Source organism: Streptococcus cristatus AS 1.3089 (assembly GCF_000385925.1).
GTDB lineage: Bacteria > Bacillota > Bacilli > Lactobacillales > Streptococcaceae > Streptococcus > Streptococcus cristatus_B.
Genome location: NC_021175.1, coordinates 246,568 through 271,161, shown reverse-complemented (window position 1 = coordinate 271,161; position 24,594 = coordinate 246,568). Strand labels below are relative to the sequence as shown.

The window sequence follows — 24,594 nt, the reverse complement described above, 5'->3', positions numbered from 1 at the left end:
ATTTATTTGCGAGAAACCATGGCAATAAAGCCCAGTTTTTCTTGATTCTTTTGGAACATCTTAAACATCTTCATAAATTGGCTGTAGTTCTCTTTCTTAAGAGCATTGAAGCAGATTTTCAGAGTGCCACCCAATCCTTCGTCATATATCATGCCTCGAAAACTCATCAAGGTCATTTCTCCGACAAAGGTGTCTACACGATCAAACGAGTGAGATCGCGCCAACTGAATCCAAGAGCCCTCTGTCAGAGGACCAACATTGACATTAATCGCACGAGATAGCTCTTCCCGAACATTCTCATCTTTTTGTTTGAGCATAACATCGTGGGTGAGGAGTACTCCGCCTGGCTTCAGCACCCGGTAGTACTCATCCATACATTTGTCCTTCCCCTTATCTGTCTGCATGGTCAGCAGGGCTTCATTGATAACGATATCAAAAGAATTGTCATCATAAGGCAGCTTCATGGCATTAGCCTGCTCAAAGGTAACTAGCTTACCAACACCAGCCTTGTCTCCATCAAGCCGAGCCTGATTTAGCGCAGCCTTATCCAAATCAACTGCAGTAATCTGGCAACCATATCTTTTAGCCAGCTCGATTGTTGTGGTTCCCATATTGCAGGCAACTTCTAGAACCTTCTTTTCGCTGGAAAACTGCCCCTGCTCAATCAGCCAGTCTGTTGCCAGCTTGCCACCGGGACGAAGACGTTTCTTTCCTAATTTTGCTAAAAATTTATGACCTGCTTCTGCCATTTCGAACCTCCATAATTTTGATTGGTTCCATTATAGCATAAAATATTATATTTTCAGACAATTCTTAGAATTTAGCAGAAAAACAGACCGAATCGACTGATTCAATCTGTCTTGTACTTTCTTTACAAGCCAAGAAATCCAGCTAGAAAGCGCAGCAAGGCCACCAAGACTACACCCAATACAACAGTTGCAATTAAGTTTTTATACTTAAAAGCCACATAAGTCGTCGGAAAAACAGCCAGCAAATCCAGCCATTTAAAACTCGGCAACTGACCCATTTTAGCATTGGTGACACTGGACAGGATGAGGGCAAAGATGATGGAAACTGGCAGATATTTGAGGAAACGCTCTACCATAGGCGGAAGTACCTTGTACTTGACTAGGATAAAGGGCAAAACCCGCGGTATCCAAGTGACCAAGGCTGACAAAAGAATAGCCAGCAAAATATACTTACTTATCATCTAGAATCACCCCCACCGTACAGCCTAGTAAGGTTGCAAAAAGCACCGCCAGCGAATTTTGAAGCAGCATGGTCAGGATCAAGTAGGCAAGGCCCACCACACCTAAGACCAAAAAGAGCTTCTTTATCTTGACCCGTCGCAGCATGATTGTAAACTGAGAAGAAAAAATGCCAATAAACATGGCGACTAGGGCAAAATCCAGGCCAAAGCTCTCAGGATTGGGCAGAAGGGCACCTAAAATCGTTCCCAGCACCGTTCCAAGGAACCAAGCACCATAGCTCAGCAGATTATTTCCATGCATCCACTGTGGCAAAATCCTCTTCGAGTGAATCTGCTCTCCCATCAAAACACCGTAGGACTCATCGGTAAGGAGGCTCCCCATCGCAATATTTTGCCACAGGCTGAAGTCTCTAAAAATGCTAGAGGCATGCAACCCTAGCAAGAAAAAACGCAGATTGATCAAAAAGACAGTCAAGGCAATGGCCAAAATCGGAGCACCTTGCGCAATCAAACCTATCATAGCAAACTGGGCACTGCCAGCATAAACCAGAATACTCATCAGCCCCATTCCCAGAGGATTCATATAAGGCGCCGCCATAATGCCACAGGCTAGACCGATTCCGACATAGCCTAGAGCCGTTGGCACTGCTGCTTGTGCACCCTGTTTAAATGTCTGTCCGCGCATTCTTCTCCTTTACTCCATCGTTTCAAAAGCCAGACTCGGCTTCGCATTGAGGTCCAAACTGGCAAAATTGCCCTTATTCCACTCACTGACGCTGGCATAGGCAATCATACCAGCATTGTCACCGCAGAGGCGCAATGGCGGAATGATTACTTTCACATCCTGAATCTCAGCTGCCAAGCGTTCTCTCAGGCCTTGATTGGCCGCAACACCGCCCGCTACGACCAGAGTCTTGACTGGATATTTTTCCAGCGCTTTCTTAGTCTTGGCCATGAGAATATCCATGACCGCTGCCTGAAAACTTGCTGACAAGCCTTGGTTAGACAAGACTTCTCCCTTTTGCTGAGCATTGTGGTGCAGGTTGATAAAGGCCGACTTGAGACCAGAAAAAGAAAATTCCAGATTGTCTTCCTTGATCATGGCCCGCGGAAAATCATAGATATCCTGTCCCTCATGAGCCAGCTGATCAATCTCCCGTCCTGCTGGATAGGTCAGTCCCATAACGCGACCGACTTTGTCATAGGCTTCACCGACCGCATCATCGCGGGTCTCCCCCACAATTTTATAATCGCCAGCCTGACTGACATAGACCAGCTCAGTATGGCCGCCACTGACCAAGAGAGCCAGCAAGGGAAATTCCAAGGGCTCCACGCTCTGGGCTGCCATCAGGTGTCCAGCCATGTGATTGACTGGAATCAAGGGAATATCATGAGCCCAGGCAAAAGACTTGGCCGCTGCCAAGCCGACTAAAAGCGCCCCAACTAGACCAGGACCGTAGGTGACGGCCACTGCTGTCACTTGCTCCTCAGTAATCCCTGCTTCTGCCAAGGCCTCCTCAATGCAAACCGTAATGACCTCTACATGATGACGGCTGGCCACTTCCGGTACCACTCCGCCAAAACGCTTGTGGCTCTCAATCTGGCTAGCAATGACATTGCTCAAAAGCTCCGTCTCATTCTTCAGAACCGCCACACTAGTCTCGTCACAAGACGTCTCAAAAGCTAAAATATATCTATCTTTCATGGTTCTCTCTTTTCATAACAATCGCGTCTTCCACTGGTGCATGGTAGTAGGCCTTCCGCCGCGCGATTTCTTCAAATTTTTCTTTTTTGTAAAATAGCAGAGCTGGCTTGTTGGACTCCCTTACTTCGAGGAAAATTTCTTTGTCTGCTGGCAAAAAGTCAAACAAGGCTGTCGCGATTTTCTGCCCCTGATAGCTAGGCAATACAGCAATCTGCAGGACTTCTGCTTCAAAGTCGGTCTCCTGCCAGACTAAAAAGCCGACAAGCTGACTCCCATCTTCTGCTAGCGCACAACTATTCACATCCGAGCGCAGCACTTCTTCCACTTGATCCGCAGTCCATGGGCTGACCTCATAGACTGCAATTAAGAGCTGTTCCAGCTTTTCTGCCAGAACTGCCGCATCCACATCCGAGTTGTCGCTCCATTTTCTCATCTCAATCATAGGCGCTGAATGTAAGAATCGCTGGATTCCTGATGGGTCTTGAGCCAATTTTCCTCAGCCTCTACCCGCTTGAGATAGTTAGGGACAAAGTCATGAATGGACTGGGCTGGCAGGTCTAAACCGAGACGACCAACAACTGCTGCATCTGGCAAGGTCGGCTGAATGGCAGCCTGAGGAAGAGCAACTTTGATCTGCTCCGCAAAAGCTGTCGTTTCTCCGACAAAAGTGACTGGCTGGTTAGCAGCGCCAGCTATTTCCAAAACCTCTACCAAAGGCAGATGAGCCTCCGGTCGCACAGCTTGACCAGATTGGTAAAAGCCAGCATAAACATTATTGCGGCGAGCATCCATGATAGGAATGACAAAGTCTTCTACCTGCTCTGGTACTAAAGCCAGCAGACTAGACACACCGACCAGCTCAATCTTGAGGGTATGCGCCAGGGTCTTGGCTGTCGCCACCGCAATTCTCAGGCCTGTGTAGCTGCCCGGCCCCTGCGCCACCGCGATCCGATCCAAATCCGTCGGTTTCATATCCAGACTATTCATCAGAAAATCGATAGCCGGCATAAGGGTAATACTATGATTTTTCTTGATATTGAGCGTCACCTGCCCCAAGGTCTCCTCATTCTCTAAAATCGCTAGAGACAGAGCCTTATTTGACGTATCCATCGCTAAAATTTTCATCATTCTCTTCCTTACTCGAGTGTTTGCTTCTTATTATACTATAAAAGTGACCACAAGGGTAGAGAAGCAGTCATTTGATTATCCAGATTACCTCTTAAAAGCTTTTCTGAAAATCTCCACAATATTTTCTCGGCTATGTCTTTTACTAAAAGCTGGTTTTATGATATAATTGGTTAGAATTATATCGAATCAAGGTCAATCTACTACTCATAAAACTGAATAAAAGAAAACAGCTGATTAGCTGTCGTTTTCTGTAGCTTGATCATGAAAAATGGAAGGAAATAAAATGATTTACAAAGTTTTTTATCAAGAAACAAAAGAACGCAGCCCACGCCGTGAAAAAACACGTGTCCTTTACTTAGAAGTAGAAGCTGCCAATGAATTAGAAGGCCGTATCAAAGCCCGCAAATTGGTCGAAGAAAAGACTCCATACAATATCGAATTTATCGAACTCTTGTCTGACAAACACCTTGAATACGAAAAAGAGTCAGGCGCCTTCGAATTGACGGAGTTATAACTATGGCATATAACTTAAAGAAAGAAGAAGTTGGTGTTTTCGCCATTGGCGGTCTGGGCGAAATCGGTAAAAATACCTACGGAATTGAGTATCAAGATGAGATTATCATCATCGATGCTGGGATTAAATTCCCAGAAGACGATCTCTTGGGTATCGACTATGTTATCCCCGACTACTCTTATATCGTCGAAAATATTGACCGCGTAAAAGCTGTCCTCATCACCCACGGGCACGAGGATCATATAGGCGGCATTCCTTTCCTGCTCAAGCAAGCCAATGTACCTATCTATGCCGGCCCTTTGGCGCTAGCCCTCATTCGGGGCAAGCTAGAAGAGCATGGACTTTTGCGGGATGCCAAGCTCTATGAAATCAATCAAAACACAGAGCTGACCTTTAAAAATCTGAAGGCGACTTTCTTCCGGACAACCCACTCTATTCCAGAGCCCTTGGGGATTGTCATTCATACGCCGCAAGGTAAGATTGTCTGTACCGGTGACTTCAAGTTTGACTTTACACCAGTCGGTGAGCCAGCAGACTTACACCGTATGGCCGCTCTAGGCGAAGAAGGCGTACTCTGTCTCCTATCTGACTCGACCAATGCTGAAGTTCCGACCTTTACCAATTCCGAAAAAGTGGTCGGGCAATCTATCATGAAGATTATCGAAGGCATTCATGGACGGATTATTTTCGCTTCCTTTGCCTCTAACATCTTCCGCCTCCAGCAGGCTGCTGAGGCTGCTGTCAAGACCGGTCGCAAGATTGCGGTCTTTGGCCGTTCCATGGAAAAGGCTATTGTCAACGGGATTGAGCTGGGCTATATCAAGGTTCCTAAAGATACCTTCATCGAGCCAAATGAACTCAAGGACTATCCAGCTGGCGAAGTGCTGATTATGTGTACCGGAAGCCAGGGTGAGCCTATGGCAGCACTGTCTCGGATTGCCAATGGCACCCACCGTCAAGTTCAGCTGCAGCCTGGAGATACAGTCATCTTCTCATCCAGTCCTATCCCTGGTAATACGACCAGTGTTAACAAATTGATTAACATCATTTCCGAAGCCGGTGTAGAGGTTATCCACGGTAAGATTAACAACATCCACACCTCTGGACACGGTGGCCAGCAGGAGCAGAAACTCATGCTCCGCTTGATTAAGCCTAAATATTTCATGCCAGTCCATGGGGAATACCGCATGCAGAAAATCCATGCAGGCCTGGCCGTTGATACTGGAGTGCCAAAAGATAATATCTTCATTATGAGCAATGGTGATGTGCTGGCTCTGACAGCTAACTCAGCCCGTATTGCTGGTAGTTTCAACGCTCAGGATATCTATGTCGATGGGAGCCGCATTGGTGAGATCGGAGCTGCTGTCCTGCGCGACCGTAAAGAACTATCTGAGGACGGTGTTGTCCTGGCTGTTGCAACCGTTGACTTTGAGTCCCAGATGATTTTGGCCGGTCCAGATATTCTCAGCCGCGGCTTTATCTACATGCGCGAATCAGGTGACCTCATTCGCCAAAGCCAACGCATCCTCTTCAATGCAATTCGCATTGCACTCAAGAATAAAGATGCCAGCGTCCAATCTGTCAGCGGCGCTATCGTCAACGCCTTGCGTCCTTTCCTCTACGAAAGTACCGAGCGCGAACCTATTATTATTCCGATGGTGCTTACACCAGACGAAGATAACTAAAAACAAGCTTTGCTAGACTAGCAAAGCTTGTTTTTCTGCTTTATTTTTTGTTCGCGAAGCATGCTTGATAATCCAAGCGCAACTCGGACTCAATTCTTCCGCTTGCCAAGTCTGAATGATACGCTCAAATTTCTCAGGATCTTCTTTATATAAATCATTCAGATTATTCGCGACGCTTTTTTGGATTGATTTATCCGCATCATCCTTTAGATTTCTTAAAATAGCGGTAAATTCATCAAAATAATCTAAGACCACAGTCTGCTTCTTAGCCCAAGGCAGTCGGATCCGCATACACTCGCTGGCTAACCTGCGGACACGCATATTCTCATCTCGGCTCCACTCTAACAGTAAATCCATCGTAGCTTTGGGATAATTAGCCAGCAAAGGCCGCATGGAAAATTCTCCAGTAAATCGCTTGGTTAATTCCTTACTGAAGGCTGCACTCAGCTCGAATTCCTGACCTCCGTAAAGTTCTAGGTATTTGCCAATCGGCCACAACCAGTATCCTTCTGAGAACATCCCCAAGCCGCCCTCTAACTCCGGACCAAGTATCTGCTCAAAAACCTTCAGAGAATCCGCATAAGAAAGCGGCAAACATTCTTTGATACTCTTTGCCAGCAGCTCTTGACGCTGAGTAAATTCCAAGGCTTCTAAGTCGCTTTCAACTAGAGACATAAAATGCTGAGCATCAAATTTATCTGTTACTTCTTGCAGACGACGACTCAGATCCTCGGCATAAACCAAATCATAATAATCCTTAACCTTTTTCGCCATGATTTTTAAATCCTTTCAAAAGACTGCTCACTGCTCCTCTAATGTCTGCTTCTTCCTCTTTCTCTGCCAGATAGAGGGACAATTCATTCAAGGCACCTGAAATCATATGAGCCGCCATACCCAGATCAATAGAGATAAGTCTTCCTTCTTTATATAAAATGTCTAATTGCTCTCTCAAATGAAAGAAAGAATTAGCCTCGTCCTGACGACACCACTCTTTCCACTCAACGACATTGGGACCATCAAGCAGGAGAATACGTTTATTTTCGGTCAAGGTCGCAAAACGAACAAAAGCAACACAGCCTTCCACCAACTGCTCCCAAGAATCGTGTGCTTCCAGAGCGTTTTTTTCTACATAAGATCCCAGTTCGGACTGAATTTGTGCCAGTACGGCGGTAAATAAAGTTTTCTTATTCCCGAAATGATGATAAAGTGCGCCTCTTGTCATTCCCAGCTCATCTACAATTTCTTCCAAGGAAGTTTCTGCATAACCCTTTAAAGAAAAATGTTTCCGGGCGATGGCTAATATTTTGCTACTTGTCTCTAGTGAAGCCTGCTGTTTTTTATTCATTCTCACTCTCCATTTTAAACTGCTCTAACACTCTAAAGCAAGTCTTTCTGAAAATCAGAAATAGCCCCTTGTACTGAGCCAGCACATCTTTGTTTATTAAAATAATGTCTTAATTCCCAAAAAAACTTTTCAGTCTTAATTATAACATACACGCTGTATGTATGTAAAATGATTTAAGAAATAGAAGCCAACTTGACTTCTATTCTAAAAACAATTCAGCCCAGTCGCTTGATAAAATGATATTTGGTCGCACCTTTTTGAGGCACGTCTTCCAGACTGGCATAGATTTTATAGCCTTGCTTGATGTAAAAATCCTTGGCTTGGTAAGATTTGGTGGACAAGGTGATGCTGCTGACTCCCGCTTTCTCAGCCCTTTCTTCTAATTCTGCCAGCAGACTAGCTCCCAAGCCCTTTTTCTGGTGTCCCTTATCTACCACTAAGGCCTTGATATGGATGTTTTCCAACACCTGCTGGGCATGGAGCACGGCGATCAAGTTTCCTTCCTCTTCCCGTATCAGATAATAATCCTTGGGCTCAAGTTCTTCAAGCATATCTGGACCAAAAGAAGCCTCATATTGCTCCTTGAAAACTTGCTCGATAAAGTCTTGAAATTCTGTCATTTTTTTCTCCTAACGAAAAAGCAGAATACTAACTCTGCCTCTTCCTTCTTTATTCCCCTTCAAAGACATCTTTCATCTTATCAAAGAAGCCTTTCTTTTTAGGGCTCACTGTGATGTCTCCAGCCGCCGCAAAATCCTTAAGAGCTGCCTTTTGACGATCATTGAGTCCTGTCGGCGTTACGACATTGACAGTGACATATTGGTCACCGACACTTCCATCGCGTAGATTTGGTGCTCCTTTACCACGCAGGCGGAAACGTTTGCCAGTCTGAGTTCCTTCTGGGATTGTCAATTCAACATTTCCATGGACAGTCGGAATTTCCACACTGTCACCCAGAGCTGCTTGCACAAAGTTGAGGTTGAGCTTGTAGTAAATGGTAGAACCGTCTCGCTCAAATTTATCGCTTGGCTCAACGTTCACCACTACATACAAGTCACCGTAAGGACCGCCATTAAAGCCTGCCTCACCTTGACCCGCCAAGCGAACTCGTTGACCTGTTTCCACACCAGCAGGGATTTTTACATGAACGCTATGCGCTTGCTTTTCATGTCCTGTTCCATGGCAGGTTTCGCATGGACTTTTGATTTCTTGTCCGCGACCGTGACAGACATCACAAGTCACTTGTCGACGCATCATGCCCAGCGGTGTCTGCGTATCAACATTGATAACACCAGAACCATGACAGCGGCCACAAGTTACTGGGCTAGTTCCTGGCTTGGCACCTGAACCGTGACAAGTATGGCAACTCGCCTCACGATTGTATTTCACTTCTTTTTCTGCCCCGAAAATAGCCTCTTCAAAGCGGAGATTTACCCGATACTGGAGATCATCCCCTTGGCGTGGAGCGTTTGGATTACGAGTTGCGCCACCACCAAAGAAGCTAGAAAAGATGTCTTCGAAGCCGCCAAAACCAGAGCCATCAAAGCCACCGAAGCCGCCTGCACCACCAAAGCCACCATTGGCACCCGCTGCGCCATATTGGTCATAGGCAGCCCGCTTTTGCTCATCGCTCAGCGTTTCATAAGCCTCTTGGACTTCTTTGTATTTATCTTCCGCCCCAGGCTCCTTATTGATATCTGGGTGATATTTTTTAGATAATTTCCGATAGGCTCTCTTGATCTCATCCTGAGAAGCATTCTTAGAGACACCTAAACGATCATAAAATTCTGTATTGTTCATTTAAGATACCAAGACCGTAAAATTCGACTGAAAAATAGGAAATCAGGCGACGGAGTGATGCTCCCAGACTGATTTCTCTTTTTTCCTAGAATTTAGGTCGGGTTCAGTTCCTTTCTAACTTAGTTTAAAGAAAAACCAAAAATTTACGTTCCAACTCTTTTCTTACCGAAAAACAGAGGCTGGGTTGCAACCTCTGGATTTCTTCTTATACTTACTAGTTCGAGTTTTAAAAATCAAACTAGCAATGCTTAACTGAGTTTCGGCTAAAAACTTCGGAAAAAAGATAAGCCATCTTTTGTGCATCGCACAAGGCGATGGCTTCCTATTTTTCTTTCGTTTTCTTAACGCCTCAACATCTTACTTTTCAGTAAACTCTCCGTCTACGACGTCATCGCCTGCGTTTCCTGTTGCTTGTGCGCCTTCTGCTCCTGCTTGTGCTTGAGCTTGTTGGGCTGCTGCGGCTTGTTCGTAGAGTTTCACTGCCAAAGCTTGCGCTTTTTCGTTGAGAGCTTCGAGTTTTGCTTTCATGTCGTCCAAGTTATTGTCTTCTTGGGCTTTCTTAAGGTCATCAAGGGCAGCTTGAGCAGCATCACGTTCTGCGTCAAAGCCTTTACCTTCAGTTTCCTTGATAGTCTTTTCAGTCGCAAAGATTGCTTGGTCTACTTCGTTACGTAGGTCTACTTCTTCTTTACGTTTCTTATCTGCTTCAGCGTTCGCTTCGGCATCTTTCATCATGCGGTCGATTTCTTCATCAGTCAAACCTGAGTTAGATTGGATGACGATTGTTTGCTCTTTTTGAGTTCCAAGATCTTTAGCTTTAACAGATACGATACCGTTCTTGTCAATATCAAATGTTACTTCAATTTGAGGAATTCCACGAGGTGCAGCTGGAATGTCAGTCAATTGGAAACGTCCAAGAGTCTTGTTGTCTGCTGCCATTGGGCGTTCACCTTGAAGAACGTGGATATCAACGGCTGGTTGGTTGTCTGCTGCTGTTGAGAAGACTTGTGATTTAGATGTTGGAATTGTTGTGTTGCGCTCGATGAGTTTTGTAAATACTCCACCCATTGTTTCAATACCAAGTGACAATGGTGTTACGTCAAGAAGGACAACGTCTTTGACATCACCAGTGATGACACCACCTTGGATAGCTGCACCCATAGCAACCACTTCGTCAGGGTTTACTGATTTGTTTGGTTCTTTACCAGTTTCAGCCTTAACAGCTTCTACAACGGCTGGGATACGAGTTGAACCACCAACAAGGATCACTTCATCGATTTCTGACAAGCTCAAGCCTGCATCAGAAAGAGCTTGACGAACTGGAGTTTTTGTACGTTCTACAAGATCACGAGTCAAATCATCAAATTTCGCACGAGTCAGAGTCATTTCCAAGTGAAGAGGTCCAGCCTCACCCGCAGTGATGAATGGTAAGCTAATTTGAGTTGAAGTTACACCTGAAAGGTCTTTCTTAGCTTTTTCAGCCGCATCCTTCAAACGTTGCATTGCCATCTTGTCAGTAGACAAGTCAATACCGTTTTCTTTCTTGAATTCTGCTACCAAGTGGTCGATAATCTTTTGGTCAAAGTCGTCACCACCGAGTTTGTTGTCCCCTGCAGTCGCCAATACATCGAAGACACCGTCACCGAGTTCAAGGATAGATACGTCAAATGTACCACCACCAAGGTCGAATACCAAGATTTTTTCTTCTTTGTCAGTCTTATCCAAACCGTAAGCAAGGGCTGCTGCAGTTGGTTCATTGACAATACGTTCTACTTCAAGACCAGCGATTTTACCAGCGTCTTTTGTTGCTTGACGTTGGGCATCGTTAAAGTAAGCTGGAACTGTGATAACAGCCTTAGTTACTTTTTCACCAAGGTATTCTTCAGCGTAACCTTTCAAGTATTGAAGAATCATAGCTGAGATTTCTTGTGGAGTGTACTCTTTACCGTTAGCAGAAACCTTTTCAGAAGTACCCATCTTAGACTTGATAGAGATAACTGTATCTGGGTTTGTGACTGCTTGACGTTTTGCAGCGTCACCAACAATGATTTCACCATTTTTGAATGACACTACAGATGGAGTTGTACGGTTTCCTTCTGGATTTGCGATGATTTTGCTTTCAGTTCCTTCAAGAACTGCAACTGCTGAGTTTGTTGTACCTAAGTCAATACCGATAATTTTAGACATGTGTTTTTCTCCTTATTATTTTAATTCTAATTTTGATTTTTCTTGATATTCCCCTTAAGTGGTGGGGACGTGAGCAACTCCCTACGGGATTTCATCACTTATTTTTGAGCCTATTGTCTCAAAAATCCCCTGCTTCAGTAGCATAAGCTACTGAAACTTTCACCACGGCGGGAAATATCTTCCTTGCAAGCCTCCGGCTTGCCTCTTATCTTTCTTCATAGTTTATTGTCGTTTCGGACAAGTTTTTTAAGTTCTCTAGCCTAGTTATAAACCACCACCATTGCTGGTCTTAGGATGCGATCATGGAGTTTATAGCCTTTTTGGAAGACTTGTGCGATGGTATCAGCTGGGTGCTCGTCATCTGCTGGAACGGTTTGGATGGCCATGTGATAGTTATGGTCAAATGCTCCGTCCGCCGCGATTTCTTCAATTCCTTCTTCTTTAAGGGCATGAATCAAGCTTTCTTGTACCATTTCCAGACCTTTTTTAACATCATCTGTCAAGCCTTCAACGGCAAGCGCACGCTCAAGGTTGTCCAAGGAAGGTAAAATAGCTTTCCCTAAATCTTGGCTTCGATAACGTTGCAAGAGTTGGCGTTCTTCGTTGGCACGACGTTGGATGTTTTGCATTTCCGCATGAGCGCGAAGGTATTTATTTTCAAAATCTTCTGCCCGCTCATTGGCTAATTCTAATTCTGATTTTTCAGGAGCAGTTTCAACAGCCTCTTCAGCAGTTTCTACTACTTCCTCTTCTTTTACTTCTTCGTTTTTTATTTCCTCAGACATTTTTCGCCTCCTTTTTAGGAATTTATGTAATTTCATGTTCAACTCACCTCATAATGATTACTACTCAAATATCGGTAGAAATCGATGAGTTTCATAGTTAGGACCCGATTGACAACATTGAGTTGACTAACCACCTTTTGGTAATCCAGATTAACTGGACCAACCACTGCCAACATCCCAAAGCCCCGATAGGGAATCAGGAATTTGCTGGAAATCAAGGTTAGATTAGCCAGACAGTCCTCTTGGCTAGCTGCGACTCGGACATTTTGCATTTGATCCTCAGCTAAGCTGTCACGGATTTCAAAGGCTACCTTCTGTCGATCATCAAAGAACTGATAGGCCTCAAGATCCGCAAAACGTAACAACTGGACCTTACCAGCTACAGTTACTTTTTCCGAAAACATCTGAGCAAAAATATGCTCAAAGAGATCGAGAACATTGTCTGTCGTCGTAAAGTAACGCTGGATAATCTGCGGGATCTCCGTCCGAATCTTATAGTGAATATCTAATACCGTCTGTCCCAGAAAGCGCTCCTGAATCATATCCCTCAAGCGCAGTAGGTCTTCCTGGAGAAAATTCCTAGGAATCATGAACTGACTGGTCAGGGTATTGGACTCATCCAAAGTAAAGACAGCTAAAGCTGCATGCTGACTGAGAACCACGATATCAAAAGCTGTCAGTCGCTGCCGACTAGGCTCGACATCAAGGGCTACAACCGTGCAATCACTCAACTCTGCCAAGACATCTGCCGCCCGCTGTAGGATATCCTCCAGCTTGAAAAACTCTTGATCGAAGGCCTTGACGACCTCGTAGAGCTCATTTTCCGCCAGCTGGTCAAAGGACAAGGAATTCCGGACGAAATACTGGAAACCAGCGACACTGGGCTTGCGACCACTCGATGTATGGGCCTTTTCCAGCAGTCCTTCCTTTTCCAAGGCCGCCATGTCATTACGGATGGTGGCACTCGAAGACTGGATAGACTCTTGTAAAGCTTTAGAACCGACAGGCTCCTGCGTCTTGGTAAAGATATCAATAATTAGATTTAAAATCTCATTTTGGCGTTCTGTTACCAAGGACTTCACCTCTCTTTAGAAAATTCCAGCCACTGGCGAGATTTTATTTTTTATATTTAGCACTCTAACACCTCGAGTGCTAAACCATGATTCTATTATACACTCTTGAAAATGAAAGTCAAGACAAAAACTCAAAAAATTAGCACTCTTTTTGCAAGAGTGCTAAAAATCAGTCTCAAGTCCTAGAAAACTTTATTGGACGGAATTCCCTTTACAATTCTTTTGGTGAGCTTTAAGCTTTTTCATAGCCCAATCATAGTGGCTGGATGTGGCGCTGACAAAATAGGAGCCCAAGGTCGTTCCACCCGTCCATTTATAAACTCCTTTAGAAAATAATTCTTCATTGGTCAAGGTTGCGGCTAGGTCTAGGACAGCTCTATATGAACTAGCCAGCAAAGAACTTGCCTCCTCAAGAGAGGTTTGCTGGTGCTTTTCCCAAAATGCGATATTCATCTCACCATAAGTTCTCCAATTGTAGGGAGCAGGCAGGAAGGACTTCTCTTCTCCCCTTTGATTGGCCTGCACCCAGTTGAGCAGCAGCTGGTGCCACTCATAAAGATGTATTAAGACATCCCTCAGATTCCGATCGCGCTTCCAGTGAGCTTCTTTCTTTTTCTCATCCTTTGAAAAATCAAAGGGCCTTGCCAACTCTTCTGCTGTCATGTTCGAAATGAGCAGATTGAGTTTTTCGAAATTTTCTGTAGCTGCAGCCAGTAAATCGTTTTTTGTTGCAGGTCTTGGCATGTTACATTCCTCCTATCTGACGGAATACCTTAAGATGGTTTTCAACTTTTCTTCAGCTGTCCTATTTTTGTTGCTCAAGTAAATCTCTCTGTGGACTTGGTCGCATCTCTCCAGTCCCAAGCTGCTTGCCAGCTCGTCCATTTTCTTAAAAGAGGCCGGCTCACTGTCATAACTTCCTATGTGTAAGACCTGAATGGCTCGCTCCTCTGGCAGGCTTTGCCAACGGATGTCATCGTAGAGGGGATTGGGCTTTTTCTTGCGAACATTCTCAAGCGCCGCCGCAAACATATCCTGAGTGATGACATTGGGCTGCTGAATCATGAGCTGATAGCGCAGCTGACTTTTATCGAAGCCTTCCCCAGCAGCTTTTTCCCAGATACCTTCTAAAGGATAAACTGTGAAATCCGTCACCTTGTCCTCCGCCTCATCTTTCATCATGGATTTAAAGAGCATTTTTATGGAATAGGCCAGTGAATAAAGGGCAGATACCCGCTCAGAGAAATCTGCTTCATTGGGGTCGCCCTCTCCTTCGATCACAATGAACTGTTGACTTGGCACCTCTACCAGCTCTGGCTTTTGCTTGGCTCCATAAAGGCCTTTCTCACTCTTTCTCCATTCATATTTCATCTTACTGCCTCCTTTTCTCTTCTTACCATTAGTATACAAGAAGATACCTGACACCCTATGTCAAGTTTTATATTTTTCTGCCAGCTGATGAATCATTTCTTTCATTTTCACTCGGATTTCGGGCGGATCTAAGACCTCCACAGCGTCTCCAAAGGACAGGATGTAACTATATAGACGCTGGTCATTGGGAATTTCAATTTCTGTATATAAATTTCCTTCGGCATCTGTCCGAATGTCTCCGCCTAATTCGTCATAAACCCTGAAGGCCGCTTTGCGATCAAACTTGACTACCAGCTTAATGGTATTTTCGTAGGTCAGCTCTTTTTCCAAGACGACATCTTCAAAGCTGTCCTCAAACCTTTTCTCCAGCTGCTCTAGATTTTTCATCCGAGATAGCTTAAAATACCTGAATTCCTGTCGCAAGAGGCAGAAAGCATAGAGATACCAATTCTGACTTTTAAAGAACAAACGTACAGGCTTGACACAGCGATTTGTCTCCTGTCCATCGCTAGCCAAGTAAGAAAAAGAAACAAGGTGCTTGCCTAGAATCGCAGTTTTTAATTGATGAAAGGTTTCTTCATATGCTTTATCATTTTGCCAGTGATTAAAATCGATTTCGATCCAGTTGGAATTTTTGACTTGAAATAGCGCCGAAAGCTTTGTAAGTAGGTCACTCTGGTAAAGCTGACTGGTGCTCTCCAGACCTTGCAGGGCCGCCATGATCTGCTCTTTCTCCTCCGCTGTCAGCAGGGACTTTCGCAAGACATAATCCTTTGCGATTTCTATGCCACCACCCTTTCCTTGTGTGGTATAAATCGGAATCCCAGCGCTACTTAGAGAGTCTACATCTCGATAAATGGTCCGAACCGAAACTTCGAATTTCTCGGCTAGGTCCGTTGCAGTCACTTTCCCTCTCTCCAAAATGTAGTACAATATCCGAAATAGTCTATTATTCTGCATGCTTGCTCCTTCCCCTCTTCCTATTATACAATACTTGCCATAGCATGTCATATTTAGGCAGATTAGACCTCGGATAAGCTAAAAGGAAAAAGGATAAATGCTGAGCATTCATCCTTTTAGTGATTAGAAATCTTATTTTCAATAGATGTTGTTTGTTTTTGTTTCCATGATCACTGCTAAACTTTGCCATTATTTCCTGTAACTGGAGCCAAGGTTGGCAGCGCCACTCCTTCTTTTAGCAGGGCTTCATGGTAGAGCCTGTAAAAAATATGATAGATACTGGTCTGCATGCCGCCCTCTACTGTCAAGCTGACCCGAAAATTAAACTGGCCGTTAGCGGCCATCTGCGGACCTAGAATATCAGGCTCCTTCATAATCTCTGGATGTTGTGGCACAGCTTCCTGATTGACAGCGGCGATAATCCGATAAATCTCATCCAAATCCGTCTCAGCATAGATAGGAATATCAATCAGAACTCGCATATCGCCACGAGAAAGATTGCTGACGACGGTGATATTTCGGTTGGGCACAAAGTGAAGAGTTCCGTCCGCATCACGTACCTGCGTAGTCCGAATCCCAACACTGACAACGGTTCCTGCAATCTTGATAGCACCATTGGTCAAGCGAACATTGTCCCCTACATCCAACTGATGCTCTAAGAGAATAAAGAAACCATTGACCAGATCGGACAGAAAGCCCTGTGCCCCCATCCCAATGGCTACACCAGCAATCCCTGCCCCAGCCAAAAGACTTGAGACCGGCATGCCCAAAATGGATAAAATCCAGTAGAACAAAAGAAAATAAAGGGCATAATTGAGCAAATTCTCAATCAGACGTGTAATGGTCTTTTGTCGTGCCTCATCCTGCCGAGATAATTTCAAAGATGGCGCAATCAGTCTAGTCACAAAGAGATGGAGAATTTTCTTAGCCACCCAAAATAGTAAACACAAAAAGACCAAGGAGACGAATTTCGAAAACACATCATCCAGAATAGCTGACCAGTCAAATTGCTGGAAATAGCGCGTAAAAACATTCCCATTAGCTGTCATTCTTTCCTCCTATGAGATACAAAAATCTTATTCATTATACCACAAAGGGCAACAGATAGGCATTAAAGCATCCCTATTCCGCATAGTGAATACTAAAAAACATTGATTTTATACGACCTCTAGCGTGTAATGGAAAGCAGTTTATTTTAGAAAGGAATCTACTATGTTTCATCGAATTCTTTCTGCTTGGAATCGTGCCAATCTTATCAAACGGATTTCTATCGGGATTATCACAGGCGCCCTGCTGGCTCTCATATTCCCACAAGCCAGCGCCATTAGCCTACTGGGACAAATCTTTGTCGGCGGTCTAAAAGCTATCGCACCATTGCTCGTTTTCACCCTCGTTGCCAATGCCCTCTCTCAGCACCAAAAAGGGCAGAAAAGCAATATGAAAACCGTCACTATCCTCTATCTAATAGGAACTTTTGCGGCTGCCCTTGTCGCCGTCCTCGCCAACTATATCTATCCTGTGACCATTGAGCTAACCGCAGCCAGCTCGGAAGTTAGTCCACCGAAAGGCATCGGCCAAGTTTTGAGCAATCTCCTTCTCAACCTTGTCGATAATCCAATCAACGCCCTGAACAAGGCCAATTATATCGGCATTCTGTCTTGGGCAGTTGTTTTTGGGGTGGCCATGCGAGAGGCCAGTCAGCAAAGTAAAGAACTCTTTAAAACACTGGCAGATATTACTTCAAAGATTGTCGAATGGATTATCAATCTGGCTCCCTTTGGTATTTTAGGACTAGTTTACACGACCATTTCTGGCAAAGGATTTGAGGCGCTCAAGAGCTACGGCATGCTCCTGCTCCTACTATTAGCTTCCATGGCTCTTGTCGCTCTGGCCGTCAATCCCTTGATCGTCTCCATCGTTCTTCGAAAAAATCCTTATCCACTGGTTTGGCGCTGCTTAAAAGTCAGTGGCGTCACTGCCTTTTTCACCCGTAGTTCTGCTGCCAATATCCCTGTTAATATGAAACTTTGTCGAGATTTGGGCCTCAATCCTGAAACCTACTCGGTCTCTATCCCACTCGGTTCAACCATCAACATGGCAGGAGCAGCGGTGACAATCAATACGCTTACCCTCGCAGCGGCCAATACACTAGGCATTCAGGTGGACTTCGGAACAGCCTTTGTGCTCAGTATCGTTGCGGCCATCTCCGCCTGCGGGGCTTCTGGAGTGGCTGGAGGCTCGCTTCTCCTGATTCCTGTGGCTTGTAGCCTCTTTGGCATCCCAAACGATCTGGCCATGCAAGTCGTCAGTGTTGGTTTTGTCATCGGTGTCATCCAAGACTCTTGCAAAACTGCCCTCAACTCATCCACAGACGTGCTTTTTACAGCTACTGCTGAAATGAGCACCTGGCCCAAGGAAAAACGTTATTAAACAAAGCGCTGAGGCTAGGACAAAAGTCCTAGCCTCTCAATTGTCTTTGGATTGTCGAGCAAGACGCAGTGGTTGAGTGGGCTATACTAGGCTGATTTTATCAACTTTTACAGCCCTGCTCAACTGTGCAGAGGTGGGACGACGAAATCGAATTCTAATGAATTACCGATTTCTGTCCCACTCTCAGTTTTTTTTTGGCCTGAGAAACAATTTCCTCGCCTTTTCCTTAAAGAAGATTTAACTTTTTCTTAAAGATAACTGATATCAGCTAGCTTTAAGCCGCAATCTGTATACTTTCTACAAATCATCTAAGAAAGAGGTATGGATATGGACTATCTAGTGATTCCAGCTTACGAGCCCGATTATAATTTGATTAAACTGATTCAAAAAATTCAGAGCAAGAGCGATTTTCATATCATTGTCATCGATGACGGTAGCTCAGCCAAGCGCCAGACAGTCTTTGACAAGGCTGAACAATATGCGACTGTTCTCCATCACGAGAACAATCAAGGCAAGGGGCAAGCGCTGAAAACTGCCTTCACCTACATCCAGTCTCTGGGTCAATACGGAACCGTCATCACAGCAGATGCGGATGGCCAGCACAAGGTCTGGGATATTTTCCGCGTGGCAAGCAAGGCTGCTGAACATCCCAATCGGCTGATTCTGGGAGCACGCGCCTTTACTGGCAAGGTGCCTCTGCGCAGCCGATTCGGTAACAGTCTGACTCGGACTCTCTTCAAGCTCCAGACTGGGGTGGGGGTCTCCGATACGCAGACAGGCTTACGAGCCTTTACGACCAACATGATTCCCTTTATGCTGAAGGTAGAAGGTCAGCGCTATGAGTATGAAATGAACATGCTCTTAGAAGCCAGCAAGGAATACCCCATTTTGGAAGTGCCCATTGAGACGGTCTATATCAATGACAATCAAGGATCGCACTTCCGACCTGTTAGAGACGGACTCATGATTTATAAAAATATCTTTAAATTCGCCCTGACTTCTCTCAGCAGCTTCATCGTGGACTACACGGTCTACGCACTGGCTCTCTTATTTTTAGCTGCTGCTCCGACCAGCCTGAGAATTCTCCTAGCCAATGGGATTGCCCGCGTGACCAGCTCAATCTTTAACTATTCGACCAATAAAAAGCTGGTCTTTAAGAACGACGACAGTATACTCAAGACAGGAACTGGCTATTTCAGCCTAGCTCTGGGACTCTTCATCTTAGACACACTGCTGATTCGCCTCTTCTATGCTGTCTTCGGTCTCAATCTTCTGATTGTCAAAATCATCGTCGGACTGCTGCTCTTCACCGTCTCTTGGATGGTACAAAAGAGATTTATTTTTAAGGAAAGGACACACACTGCATCATGAAATTTTTAAAGAAAGGCTATGCCTACGCCTCCATTTTTAGCCTACTTCTGACAGCTTCCTTTAGCTACTCCATGCTGAAAACCTTTGTCATTGCAGAGACCATTTCCACAGTCTCAAGCACCGCTTCTTCGTCCAATGCCGAGGCTGCCAGCAAGGCTGCCGAAACAGCCACAGTAACAGATACCAGCTACTCAGACGACAATATCTCGGTCACCCTGACTGAAAAGACCGTCAACAATACCCAAGTCTACGTTGCCGATGTGACCGTCAGCTCCGCTGAATACTTGAAAACAGCCCTCGCCAATAACACCTACGGAACCAATGTCACGGCCAAGACTTCAGAAACAGCGGCTAATAACAAGGCTATTCTAGCGGTTAACGGAGACTACTACGGGGCCAATTCTACCGGATACGTCATCCGCAACGGCGTCGTCTACCGTGATACCGTCCGAGAGGACGCCAGCAATGGGGACTTGGCCATTTACAAAGACGGCTCCTTTAAAATCATTTATGAAAATGAAATCTCTGCCGAACAACTGGTCAAAGACGGTGTGGTCAATCTCTTGGCCTTCGGCCCAGCCCTTGTAGAAAATGGTGAGATTGTCGTGAATACCAAGTCCGAAGTCGGCCAGTCCATGGCTTCCAATCCCCGGACAGCTATCGGTATCATTGATGAAAACCACTATATCATCATCGTTTCAGACGGACGCACTTCAGAAAGTCAGGGGCTTTCCCTCTATGAAATGGCTGAAGTCATGAAATCTTATGGCGTCAAGACTGCCTACAACCTTGACGGCGGCGGCTCGTCCACTATGTACTTCAACGGTCAGGTCATCAACAAGCCTACCACCAACGGAAATATTTCAGAAAGGGCGGTGAGCGACATTGTCTACATCGGTTACTAATCCCAGCAAAAAACGTTTCAAAAAAACGGCTATCTCCTACATCCTGCTAACGATTTTCTTCTTTGCATTCAGCAGAATCTATGAATCCTTCAGTTTCGGGGAAACATCTGTCCACATGCACTATCTCTTTGCCCTTCCTCTAGCGGGCGGTATCCTCCTCCTGCTCTTCATGAAAATGATTCCCAACCTCTCTCGGCTCAGCCTCAACCTCTGGAACTCAGCTGTAGCCATCATAACAGCCGGCATGCTCTTCCGTGGTATCGTCAATCTCTCTGGACGCTCCACGACACTGGATATACCCTACTGGTATATAGGAGCAGCCTTTGCGGCTCTAGCTCTATTCTCCATGGTCTTTACGCGCAGTGTGTGGGGAAATAAAGAAACCAGCTCAATGTCTTAATCTCATAAAAAAACAGAAAGGTCGTGGTGTTGAAGCCACGACCTTTTCTTGAACACAAATCTGCTTTTTCTATGATCAACGATAGAACTTCTAAGAAAATCTTTGCCATCAAGTGAGAATGAGATCGACTTATAAAATTAGACGATTCTACCCTGATCAACAACCAACTTGCCTGCTTTATAAACCTGATGGGTCAGGTTAGTCGCAAAGAAATAAAGTGGATAGTCGATATTCTTAGCATCTAGGATGGTAATATCAGCCTGCTTGCCAGTGTCAAAGCTGCCAATCTTATCTTGTCGGTTAACTGAGTAGGCCGCATTGATGGTTACAGCGTTCAGAACTTCTACTGGCGTCAGACGCATCATAAAGCAGCCCAGCTGCATGACAAACTGCAGGTTAGCTGTTGGACAAGAGCCTGGATTGCTGTCGGTAGTCAGAGTGATGGCCATACCAGCTTCCAGCATCTTGCGAGCTGGTGCATAGGTATCTTCCATCAGACTGAAGGTAGTTGCTGGCAGGAGATTACCGATAACCTTGGCTTCCGCCATCTTGCGAATGCCCTCATCTGTCGCTACCATCAAGTGCTCTGCACTGGTTGCTCCCAACTCAGCTGCCACATCTACTCCACCGATAGACTCGATTTCATCAGCATGGATACGAAGCTTGAAGCCCATTTCCTTAGCCTTAGAAAGCAAGTAGCGTGACTCGTCAGCTGTAAAGACGCCTTTTTCACAGAAAATATCACAGAACTCAGCTAGATTTTCTGCTTTTACCCGAGGAAGCATTTCCTCGACGATAAGCTCTAGATATTCCTGAGAACGTCCTTTGTATTCTGGTGGAACGGCGTGGGCAGCCATAAAGGTAGAAACGAGGTCAATTTCGTGGTCACGGTCCAGAGCCTCAACAACATCCAGCTGGCGCTTCTCTGTTTCCCAATCCAGACCATAGCCACTCTTGGCCTCAACAGTCGTCACCCCATGTAGCAGCATATAGTCCAGCAATCTCTTAGACTTATCATAGAGAGTGTCAAAAGAAGCTTCTCGCGTTGCGCGAACCGTACTGAGAATACCGCCGCCTTGAGCAAGAATTTCCAGATAAGGGACTCCAGCTAACTTCTTAGCAAATTCATGCTCCCGGCTGCCACCGTAGACCAAGTGAGTATGACAGTCGATCAAGCCAGGCGTAGCAATCTTGCCCTCATAAGACTGAATCTTAGTATCTGGTCCAATCAGACTGGCATCCGGCTCTCCGCTGCCAACTGCTAGGATTTTGCCGTCTTTGACTGCAATGTAGCCGTCCTCAAAGACTTGAGCTTCCTTCATCTCCTCGCCAAAAAGGGGATGCCCGAGGTCCTTGGGACAGAAGACTTGATTAAAGTGAGTTAATAGTAAATCAGCAGTCATGCTTGTTCCTCCATTTCATTTTCCAACTTATTCGCTTTCCATCATAATACACTATCGTCAAATTATAGTCAAAAACCAATATATATTGGATATATTGATATTTTTATCTTTAGAAATATTTTCTTGACTTTGTACTGACGGCGCTGTTATAAAATAAGGTCAAATCTTAAGTTATTTTACAAGGAGGAAATAAACATGTCATTCTACAGCGAACAAGATATTGCAGCAGCAATGACCGTCAAATTAGACGATGTATTACCTGAAAAAACGGTTTTCCAAGAAGGCATCCGTCGCGCACCTGACCGAGGCTTCCGTTTGACTCAAGCTCAAACCGAAATTGCTCTTAAAAATGCCCTTCGCTATATTCCGAAGAGATTCCATGAGGAAGTGATTCCAGAATTTCTGGAAGAACTGAAAACTCGCGGACGGATTTATGGCTACCGCTGGCGTCCAAAAGAACGCATCTACGGCAAACCAATTGACGAGTATAAAGGGAACTGTACCGCAGCTAAGGCTATGCAGGTTATGATTGACAACAACCTGAGCTTTGAAATCGCCCTTTATCCTTATGAATTGGTTACCTATGGAGAAACTGGATCTGTCTGCGCTAACTGGATGCAGTACAACCTCATCAAGAAATACTTGGAAGTCATGACCGACCATCAAACCTTGGTCGTGGAATCTGGCCACCCGCTCGGACTTTTCAAATCTAAACCAGAAGCTCCGCGTGTCATCATCACCAATGGTCTCTTGGTTGGTGAATACGACAATATGAAGGACTGGGAAATTGCGGAAGAAATGGGCGTGACCAACTACGGTCAAATGACAGCCGGCGGCTGGATGTATATCGGCCCTCAAGGTATCGTCCATGGTACTTTCAACACCCTCCTCAATGCTGGACGTTTGAAACTGGGTGTAGCCGATGATGGCGACCTGACTGGCAAACTTTTCATCTCTTCTGGTCTGGGCGGTATGAGTGGAGCTCAAGGGAAAGCAGCTGAAATTGCTAAAGCTGTAGCAATTATAGCCGAAGTAGACCAATCTCGGATTGAAACTCGCCACTCCCAAGGCTGGATTAGTCAATTAGCCGAAAGTCCAAAAGAAGCAATTGACTTGGCTCAGAAAGCTCTGGAAGCTGGCGAATCCACTTCTATCGCCTATCATGGTAACATCGTAGACCTCTTAGAATATGTCAACGCGAACAATATCCATGTAGATCTGCTGTCTGACCAAACTTCTTGCCACAATGTCTATGACGGCGGCTACTGTCCAGCTGGTATCAGCTTTGAAGAGCGGACACGCCTCCTAGCTGAAGACAAGGAAACCTTTACTAAGTTGGTTGACCAAACCTTGGAACGTCACTTCAAGGCAATCAAGACCTTGACTAACAACGGCACCTACTTCTTTGACTACGGTAACGCCTTTATGAAGGCCGTCTATGACTCTGGCATCAAGGAAATTTCTAAGAATGGCTTTGATGACAAAGACGGCTTTATCTGGCCATCTTATGTAGAAGATATCATGGGGCCAATGCTCTTTGACTATGGTTATGGTCCTTTCCGTTGGGTATGTCTGAGCGGTAAGCACGAAGACCTAGTCGCTACTGACCATGCAGCTATGGAAGTGATCGACCCTAACCGCCGCTACCAAGACCGCGACAACTACAACTGGATCCGAGATGCAGAAAAGAACCAGCTGGTTGTTGGAACTCAGGCTCGGATTCTCTACCAAGACTGTATGGGTCGTGTCAATATCGCCCTCAAGTTCAATGAATTAGTACGCGAAGGCAAGATTGGTCCTGTCATGATCGGCCGTGACCACCACGACGTATCTGGTACCGATTCTCCATTCCGTGAAACTTCTAATATTAAGGATGGTTCTAATGTTACCTGCGACATGGCTGTGCAATGTTATGCTGGTAACGCAGCTCGGGGTATGAGTCTGGTAGCTCTCCACAACGGTGGCGGAACTGGTATCGGTAAAGCAATCAACGGTGGCTTTGGCTTGGTACTGGACGGTAGCGAACGCATTGATGAAATCATCAAATCTGCTATCGCTTGGGATACAATCGGCGGAGTTGCACGTCGTAACTGGGCACGTAATGAGCATGCTATTGAGACAGCTATCGAGTACAACCGCCTCCACCAAGGAACAGACCACATTACCATTCCGTACTTAACTGACGAAGATTTGGTCAAAGAATCTGTTAAGAAATTGTTCGAATAGGAAAAACTTGTCCCCCAACTTCCGACCTGAGCTGGGTATCAACCTGGCTCAAGAGGAGGTTCTACTTTATTAAGTTCATATTATAAATTAAAATTA

At 45.2% G+C, this 24,594-nt stretch carries 25 protein-coding genes; 7 read left to right on the top strand and 18 right to left on the bottom strand.

Annotation, left to right across the window (positions count from 1 at the left end; genetic code table 11):
- Positions 1–2: 2 nt before the first annotated feature.
- The 6 genes from I872_RS01340 to tsaB form a co-directional block, all read right to left on the bottom strand.
- A complete protein-coding gene (locus I872_RS01340) occupies positions 3–749 on the bottom strand; it encodes a class I SAM-dependent methyltransferase (protein WP_015604382.1) in 747 nt (248 codons plus the stop codon).
- A 122-nt stretch (positions 750–871) separates the two neighbouring features.
- On the bottom strand, positions 872–1,210 hold the full coding sequence (locus I872_RS01335; protein ID WP_015604381.1) for an AzlD domain-containing protein: 339 nt from the start codon (positions 1,208–1,210) through the stop codon (positions 872–874).
- Positions 1,200–1,895 (bottom strand): AzlC family ABC transporter permease, encoded by a 696-nt coding sequence (locus tag I872_RS01330; protein ID WP_015604380.1) that lies wholly within the window; start codon positions 1,893–1,895, stop codon positions 1,200–1,202. The genes I872_RS01335 and I872_RS01330 overlap by 11 nt, the downstream gene beginning before the upstream one ends.
- Positions 1,896–1,904: 9 nt before the next feature.
- Positions 1,905–2,915, bottom strand: coding sequence for a tRNA (adenosine(37)-N6)-threonylcarbamoyltransferase complex transferase subunit TsaD (gene tsaD, locus I872_RS01325; protein ID WP_015604379.1), 1,011 nt, complete (start codon positions 2,913–2,915; stop codon positions 1,905–1,907).
- Positions 2,905–3,357 carry a ribosomal protein S18-alanine N-acetyltransferase gene (gene rimI, locus I872_RS01320; protein ID WP_041826772.1) on the bottom strand — a complete coding sequence of 151 codons (453 nt, stop codon included), beginning with the start codon at positions 3,355–3,357 and terminating at the stop codon, positions 2,905–2,907. Before rimI ends, tsaD begins: the two co-directional genes overlap by 11 nt.
- Complete coding sequence (tsaB, locus tag I872_RS01315; protein WP_015604377.1) at positions 3,354–4,040, bottom strand: tRNA (adenosine(37)-N6)-threonylcarbamoyltransferase complex dimerization subunit type 1 TsaB; 687 nt, start codon at positions 4,038–4,040, stop codon at positions 3,354–3,356. The genes rimI and tsaB overlap by 4 nt, the downstream gene beginning before the upstream one ends.
- 286 nt (positions 4,041–4,326) lie before the next feature.
- Between tsaB and I872_RS01310 the strand changes: the two genes are divergently transcribed.
- Positions 4,327–4,557 carry a DNA-dependent RNA polymerase subunit epsilon gene (locus I872_RS01310; RefSeq protein WP_015604376.1) on the top strand — a complete coding sequence of 77 codons (231 nt, stop codon included), beginning with the start codon at positions 4,327–4,329 and terminating at the stop codon, positions 4,555–4,557.
- Positions 4,558–4,559: 2 nt separating this feature from the next.
- Complete coding sequence (gene rnjA, locus I872_RS01305; RefSeq protein ID WP_015604375.1) at positions 4,560–6,242, top strand: ribonuclease J1; 1,683 nt, start codon at positions 4,560–4,562, stop codon at positions 6,240–6,242.
- Between the two features lie 12 nt (positions 6,243–6,254).
- Here rnjA and I872_RS01300 read toward each other — a convergent pair whose 3' ends face one another.
- The 11 genes from I872_RS01300 to I872_RS01245 all read right to left on the bottom strand — a co-directional run bounded on the left by I872_RS01300 (position 6,255) and on the right by I872_RS01245 (position 16,812).
- Positions 6,255–7,016, bottom strand: a complete 762-nt coding sequence (locus I872_RS01300; RefSeq protein WP_015604374.1) for a DNA alkylation repair protein — start codon at positions 7,014–7,016, stop codon at positions 6,255–6,257.
- Positions 7,000–7,587: a TetR/AcrR family transcriptional regulator gene (locus I872_RS01295; RefSeq protein WP_015604373.1), complete on the bottom strand. Its 588-nt coding sequence runs from the start codon at positions 7,585–7,587 to the stop codon at positions 7,000–7,002. Before I872_RS01295 ends, I872_RS01300 begins: the two co-directional genes overlap by 17 nt.
- 215 nt (positions 7,588–7,802) lie before the next feature.
- Positions 7,803–8,207, bottom strand: coding sequence for a GNAT family N-acetyltransferase (locus I872_RS01290; protein WP_015604372.1), 405 nt, complete (start codon positions 8,205–8,207; stop codon positions 7,803–7,805).
- A gap of 49 nt (positions 8,208–8,256) precedes the next feature.
- Complete coding sequence (gene dnaJ / locus I872_RS01285) at positions 8,257–9,387, bottom strand: molecular chaperone DnaJ (RefSeq protein ID WP_015604371.1); 1,131 nt, start codon at positions 9,385–9,387, stop codon at positions 8,257–8,259.
- Positions 9,388–9,744: 357 nt separating this feature from the next.
- On the bottom strand, positions 9,745–11,574 hold the full coding sequence (gene dnaK, locus I872_RS01280) for a molecular chaperone DnaK (protein WP_015604370.1): 1,830 nt from the start codon (positions 11,572–11,574) through the stop codon (positions 9,745–9,747).
- Between the two features lie 260 nt (positions 11,575–11,834).
- Positions 11,835–12,359 (bottom strand): nucleotide exchange factor GrpE, encoded by a 525-nt coding sequence (grpE, locus tag I872_RS01275; RefSeq protein ID WP_015604369.1) that lies wholly within the window; start codon positions 12,357–12,359, stop codon positions 11,835–11,837.
- A gap of 38 nt (positions 12,360–12,397) precedes the next feature.
- Positions 12,398–13,432 carry a heat-inducible transcriptional repressor HrcA gene (hrcA, locus tag I872_RS01270; RefSeq protein ID WP_015604368.1) on the bottom strand — a complete coding sequence of 345 codons (1,035 nt, stop codon included), beginning with the start codon at positions 13,430–13,432 and terminating at the stop codon, positions 12,398–12,400.
- A gap of 192 nt (positions 13,433–13,624) precedes the next feature.
- Positions 13,625–14,176 carry a ClbS/DfsB family four-helix bundle protein gene (locus I872_RS01265; protein ID WP_015604367.1) on the bottom strand — a complete coding sequence of 184 codons (552 nt, stop codon included), beginning with the start codon at positions 14,174–14,176 and terminating at the stop codon, positions 13,625–13,627.
- 12 nt (positions 14,177–14,188) lie between these two features.
- Positions 14,189–14,803: a GyrI-like domain-containing protein gene (locus I872_RS01260; RefSeq protein WP_015604366.1), complete on the bottom strand. Its 615-nt coding sequence runs from the start codon at positions 14,801–14,803 to the stop codon at positions 14,189–14,191.
- A 60-nt stretch (positions 14,804–14,863) separates the two neighbouring features.
- Positions 14,864–15,763: a helix-turn-helix transcriptional regulator gene (locus I872_RS01255; protein ID WP_041826771.1), complete on the bottom strand. Its 900-nt coding sequence runs from the start codon at positions 15,761–15,763 to the stop codon at positions 14,864–14,866.
- A 176-nt stretch (positions 15,764–15,939) separates the two neighbouring features.
- Entirely contained in the window at positions 15,940–16,812 is an 873-nt protein-coding gene (locus I872_RS01245; RefSeq protein ID WP_015604363.1) for a mechanosensitive ion channel family protein, read from the bottom strand.
- A 163-nt stretch (positions 16,813–16,975) separates the two neighbouring features.
- On the opposite strand from I872_RS01245, the gene sstT reads away from it, so the two are divergent.
- The 4 genes from sstT (at position 16,976) to I872_RS01225 (ending at position 20,869) form a co-directional block, all read left to right on the top strand.
- Positions 16,976–18,193 (top strand): serine/threonine transporter SstT, encoded by a 1,218-nt coding sequence (gene sstT, locus I872_RS01240; protein ID WP_015604362.1) that lies wholly within the window; start codon positions 16,976–16,978, stop codon positions 18,191–18,193.
- A gap of 321 nt (positions 18,194–18,514) precedes the next feature.
- Positions 18,515–19,564: a bifunctional glycosyltransferase family 2/GtrA family protein gene (locus tag I872_RS01235; RefSeq protein WP_041826770.1), complete on the top strand. Its 1,050-nt coding sequence runs from the start codon at positions 18,515–18,517 to the stop codon at positions 19,562–19,564.
- Complete coding sequence (locus tag I872_RS01230) at positions 19,561–20,469, top strand: phosphodiester glycosidase family protein (protein ID WP_015604360.1); 909 nt, start codon at positions 19,561–19,563, stop codon at positions 20,467–20,469. Before I872_RS01235 ends, I872_RS01230 begins: the two co-directional genes overlap by 4 nt.
- Positions 20,450–20,869, top strand: a complete 420-nt coding sequence (locus I872_RS01225) for a hypothetical protein (protein WP_015604359.1) — start codon at positions 20,450–20,452, stop codon at positions 20,867–20,869. The genes I872_RS01230 and I872_RS01225 overlap by 20 nt, the downstream gene beginning before the upstream one ends.
- Before the next feature lie 137 nt (positions 20,870–21,006).
- Here I872_RS01225 and hutI read toward each other — a convergent pair whose 3' ends face one another.
- A complete protein-coding gene (hutI, locus tag I872_RS01220; protein WP_015604358.1) occupies positions 21,007–22,272 on the bottom strand; it encodes an imidazolonepropionase in 1,266 nt (421 codons plus the stop codon).
- Between the two features lie 195 nt (positions 22,273–22,467).
- Here hutI and I872_RS01215 point away from each other — a divergent pair, with 195 nt between their 5' ends.
- The gene (locus tag I872_RS01215; protein ID WP_015604357.1) at positions 22,468–24,498 is read left to right on the top strand and encodes a urocanate hydratase; all 2,031 of its coding nucleotides are present in this window, start codon (positions 22,468–22,470) and stop codon (positions 24,496–24,498) included.
- The last annotated feature ends 96 nt before the right edge of the window (positions 24,499–24,594 follow it).

What these genes read in the sequence shown, in the direction of transcription:
- I872_RS01340 (WP_015604382.1), bottom strand. Translation starts at nt 749, where the DNA reads ATGGCAGAAGCAGGTCATAAATTTTTAGCAAAATTAGGAAAGAAACGT.
- I872_RS01335 (WP_015604381.1), bottom strand. Translation starts at nt 1,210, where the DNA reads ATGATAAGTAAGTATATTTTGCTGGCTATTCTTTTGTCAGCCTTGGTC.
- I872_RS01330 (WP_015604380.1), bottom strand. Translation starts at nt 1,895, where the DNA reads ATGCGCGGACAGACATTTAAACAGGGTGCACAAGCAGCAGTGCCAACG.
- tsaD (WP_015604379.1), bottom strand. Translation starts at nt 2,915, where the DNA reads ATGAAAGATAGATATATTTTAGCTTTTGAGACGTCTTGTGACGAGACT.
- rimI (WP_041826772.1), bottom strand. Translation starts at nt 3,357, where the DNA reads ATGATTGAGATGAGAAAATGGAGCGACAACTCGGATGTGGATGCGGCA.
- tsaB (WP_015604377.1), bottom strand. Translation starts at nt 4,040, where the DNA reads ATGAAAATTTTAGCGATGGATACGTCAAATAAGGCTCTGTCTCTAGCG.
- I872_RS01310 (WP_015604376.1), top strand. Translation starts at nt 4,327, where the DNA reads ATGATTTACAAAGTTTTTTATCAAGAAACAAAAGAACGCAGCCCACGC.
- rnjA (WP_015604375.1), top strand. Translation starts at nt 4,560, where the DNA reads ATGGCATATAACTTAAAGAAAGAAGAAGTTGGTGTTTTCGCCATTGGC.
- I872_RS01300 (WP_015604374.1), bottom strand. Translation starts at nt 7,016, where the DNA reads ATGGCGAAAAAGGTTAAGGATTATTATGATTTGGTTTATGCCGAGGAT.
- I872_RS01295 (WP_015604373.1), bottom strand. Translation starts at nt 7,587, where the DNA reads ATGAATAAAAAACAGCAGGCTTCACTAGAGACAAGTAGCAAAATATTA.
- I872_RS01290 (WP_015604372.1), bottom strand. Translation starts at nt 8,207, where the DNA reads ATGACAGAATTTCAAGACTTTATCGAGCAAGTTTTCAAGGAGCAATAT.
- dnaJ (WP_015604371.1), bottom strand. Translation starts at nt 9,387, where the DNA reads ATGAACAATACAGAATTTTATGATCGTTTAGGTGTCTCTAAGAATGCT.
- dnaK (WP_015604370.1), bottom strand. Translation starts at nt 11,574, where the DNA reads ATGTCTAAAATTATCGGTATTGACTTAGGTACAACAAACTCAGCAGTT.
- grpE (WP_015604369.1), bottom strand. Translation starts at nt 12,359, where the DNA reads ATGTCTGAGGAAATAAAAAACGAAGAAGTAAAAGAAGAGGAAGTAGTA.
- I872_RS01265 (WP_015604367.1), bottom strand. Translation starts at nt 14,176, where the DNA reads ATGCCAAGACCTGCAACAAAAAACGATTTACTGGCTGCAGCTACAGAA.
- I872_RS01260 (WP_015604366.1), bottom strand. Translation starts at nt 14,803, where the DNA reads ATGAAATATGAATGGAGAAAGAGTGAGAAAGGCCTTTATGGAGCCAAG.
- I872_RS01255 (WP_041826771.1), bottom strand. Translation starts at nt 15,763, where the DNA reads ATGCAGAATAATAGACTATTTCGGATATTGTACTACATTTTGGAGAGA.
- I872_RS01245 (WP_015604363.1), bottom strand. Translation starts at nt 16,812, where the DNA reads ATGACAGCTAATGGGAATGTTTTTACGCGCTATTTCCAGCAATTTGAC.
- sstT (WP_015604362.1), top strand. Translation starts at nt 16,976, where the DNA reads ATGTTTCATCGAATTCTTTCTGCTTGGAATCGTGCCAATCTTATCAAA.
- I872_RS01235 (WP_041826770.1), top strand. Translation starts at nt 18,515, where the DNA reads ATGGATATGGACTATCTAGTGATTCCAGCTTACGAGCCCGATTATAAT.
- I872_RS01230 (WP_015604360.1), top strand. Translation starts at nt 19,561, where the DNA reads ATGAAATTTTTAAAGAAAGGCTATGCCTACGCCTCCATTTTTAGCCTA.
- hutI (WP_015604358.1), bottom strand. Translation starts at nt 22,272, where the DNA reads ATGACTGCTGATTTACTATTAACTCACTTTAATCAAGTCTTCTGTCCC.
- I872_RS01215 (WP_015604357.1), top strand. Translation starts at nt 22,468, where the DNA reads ATGTCATTCTACAGCGAACAAGATATTGCAGCAGCAATGACCGTCAAA.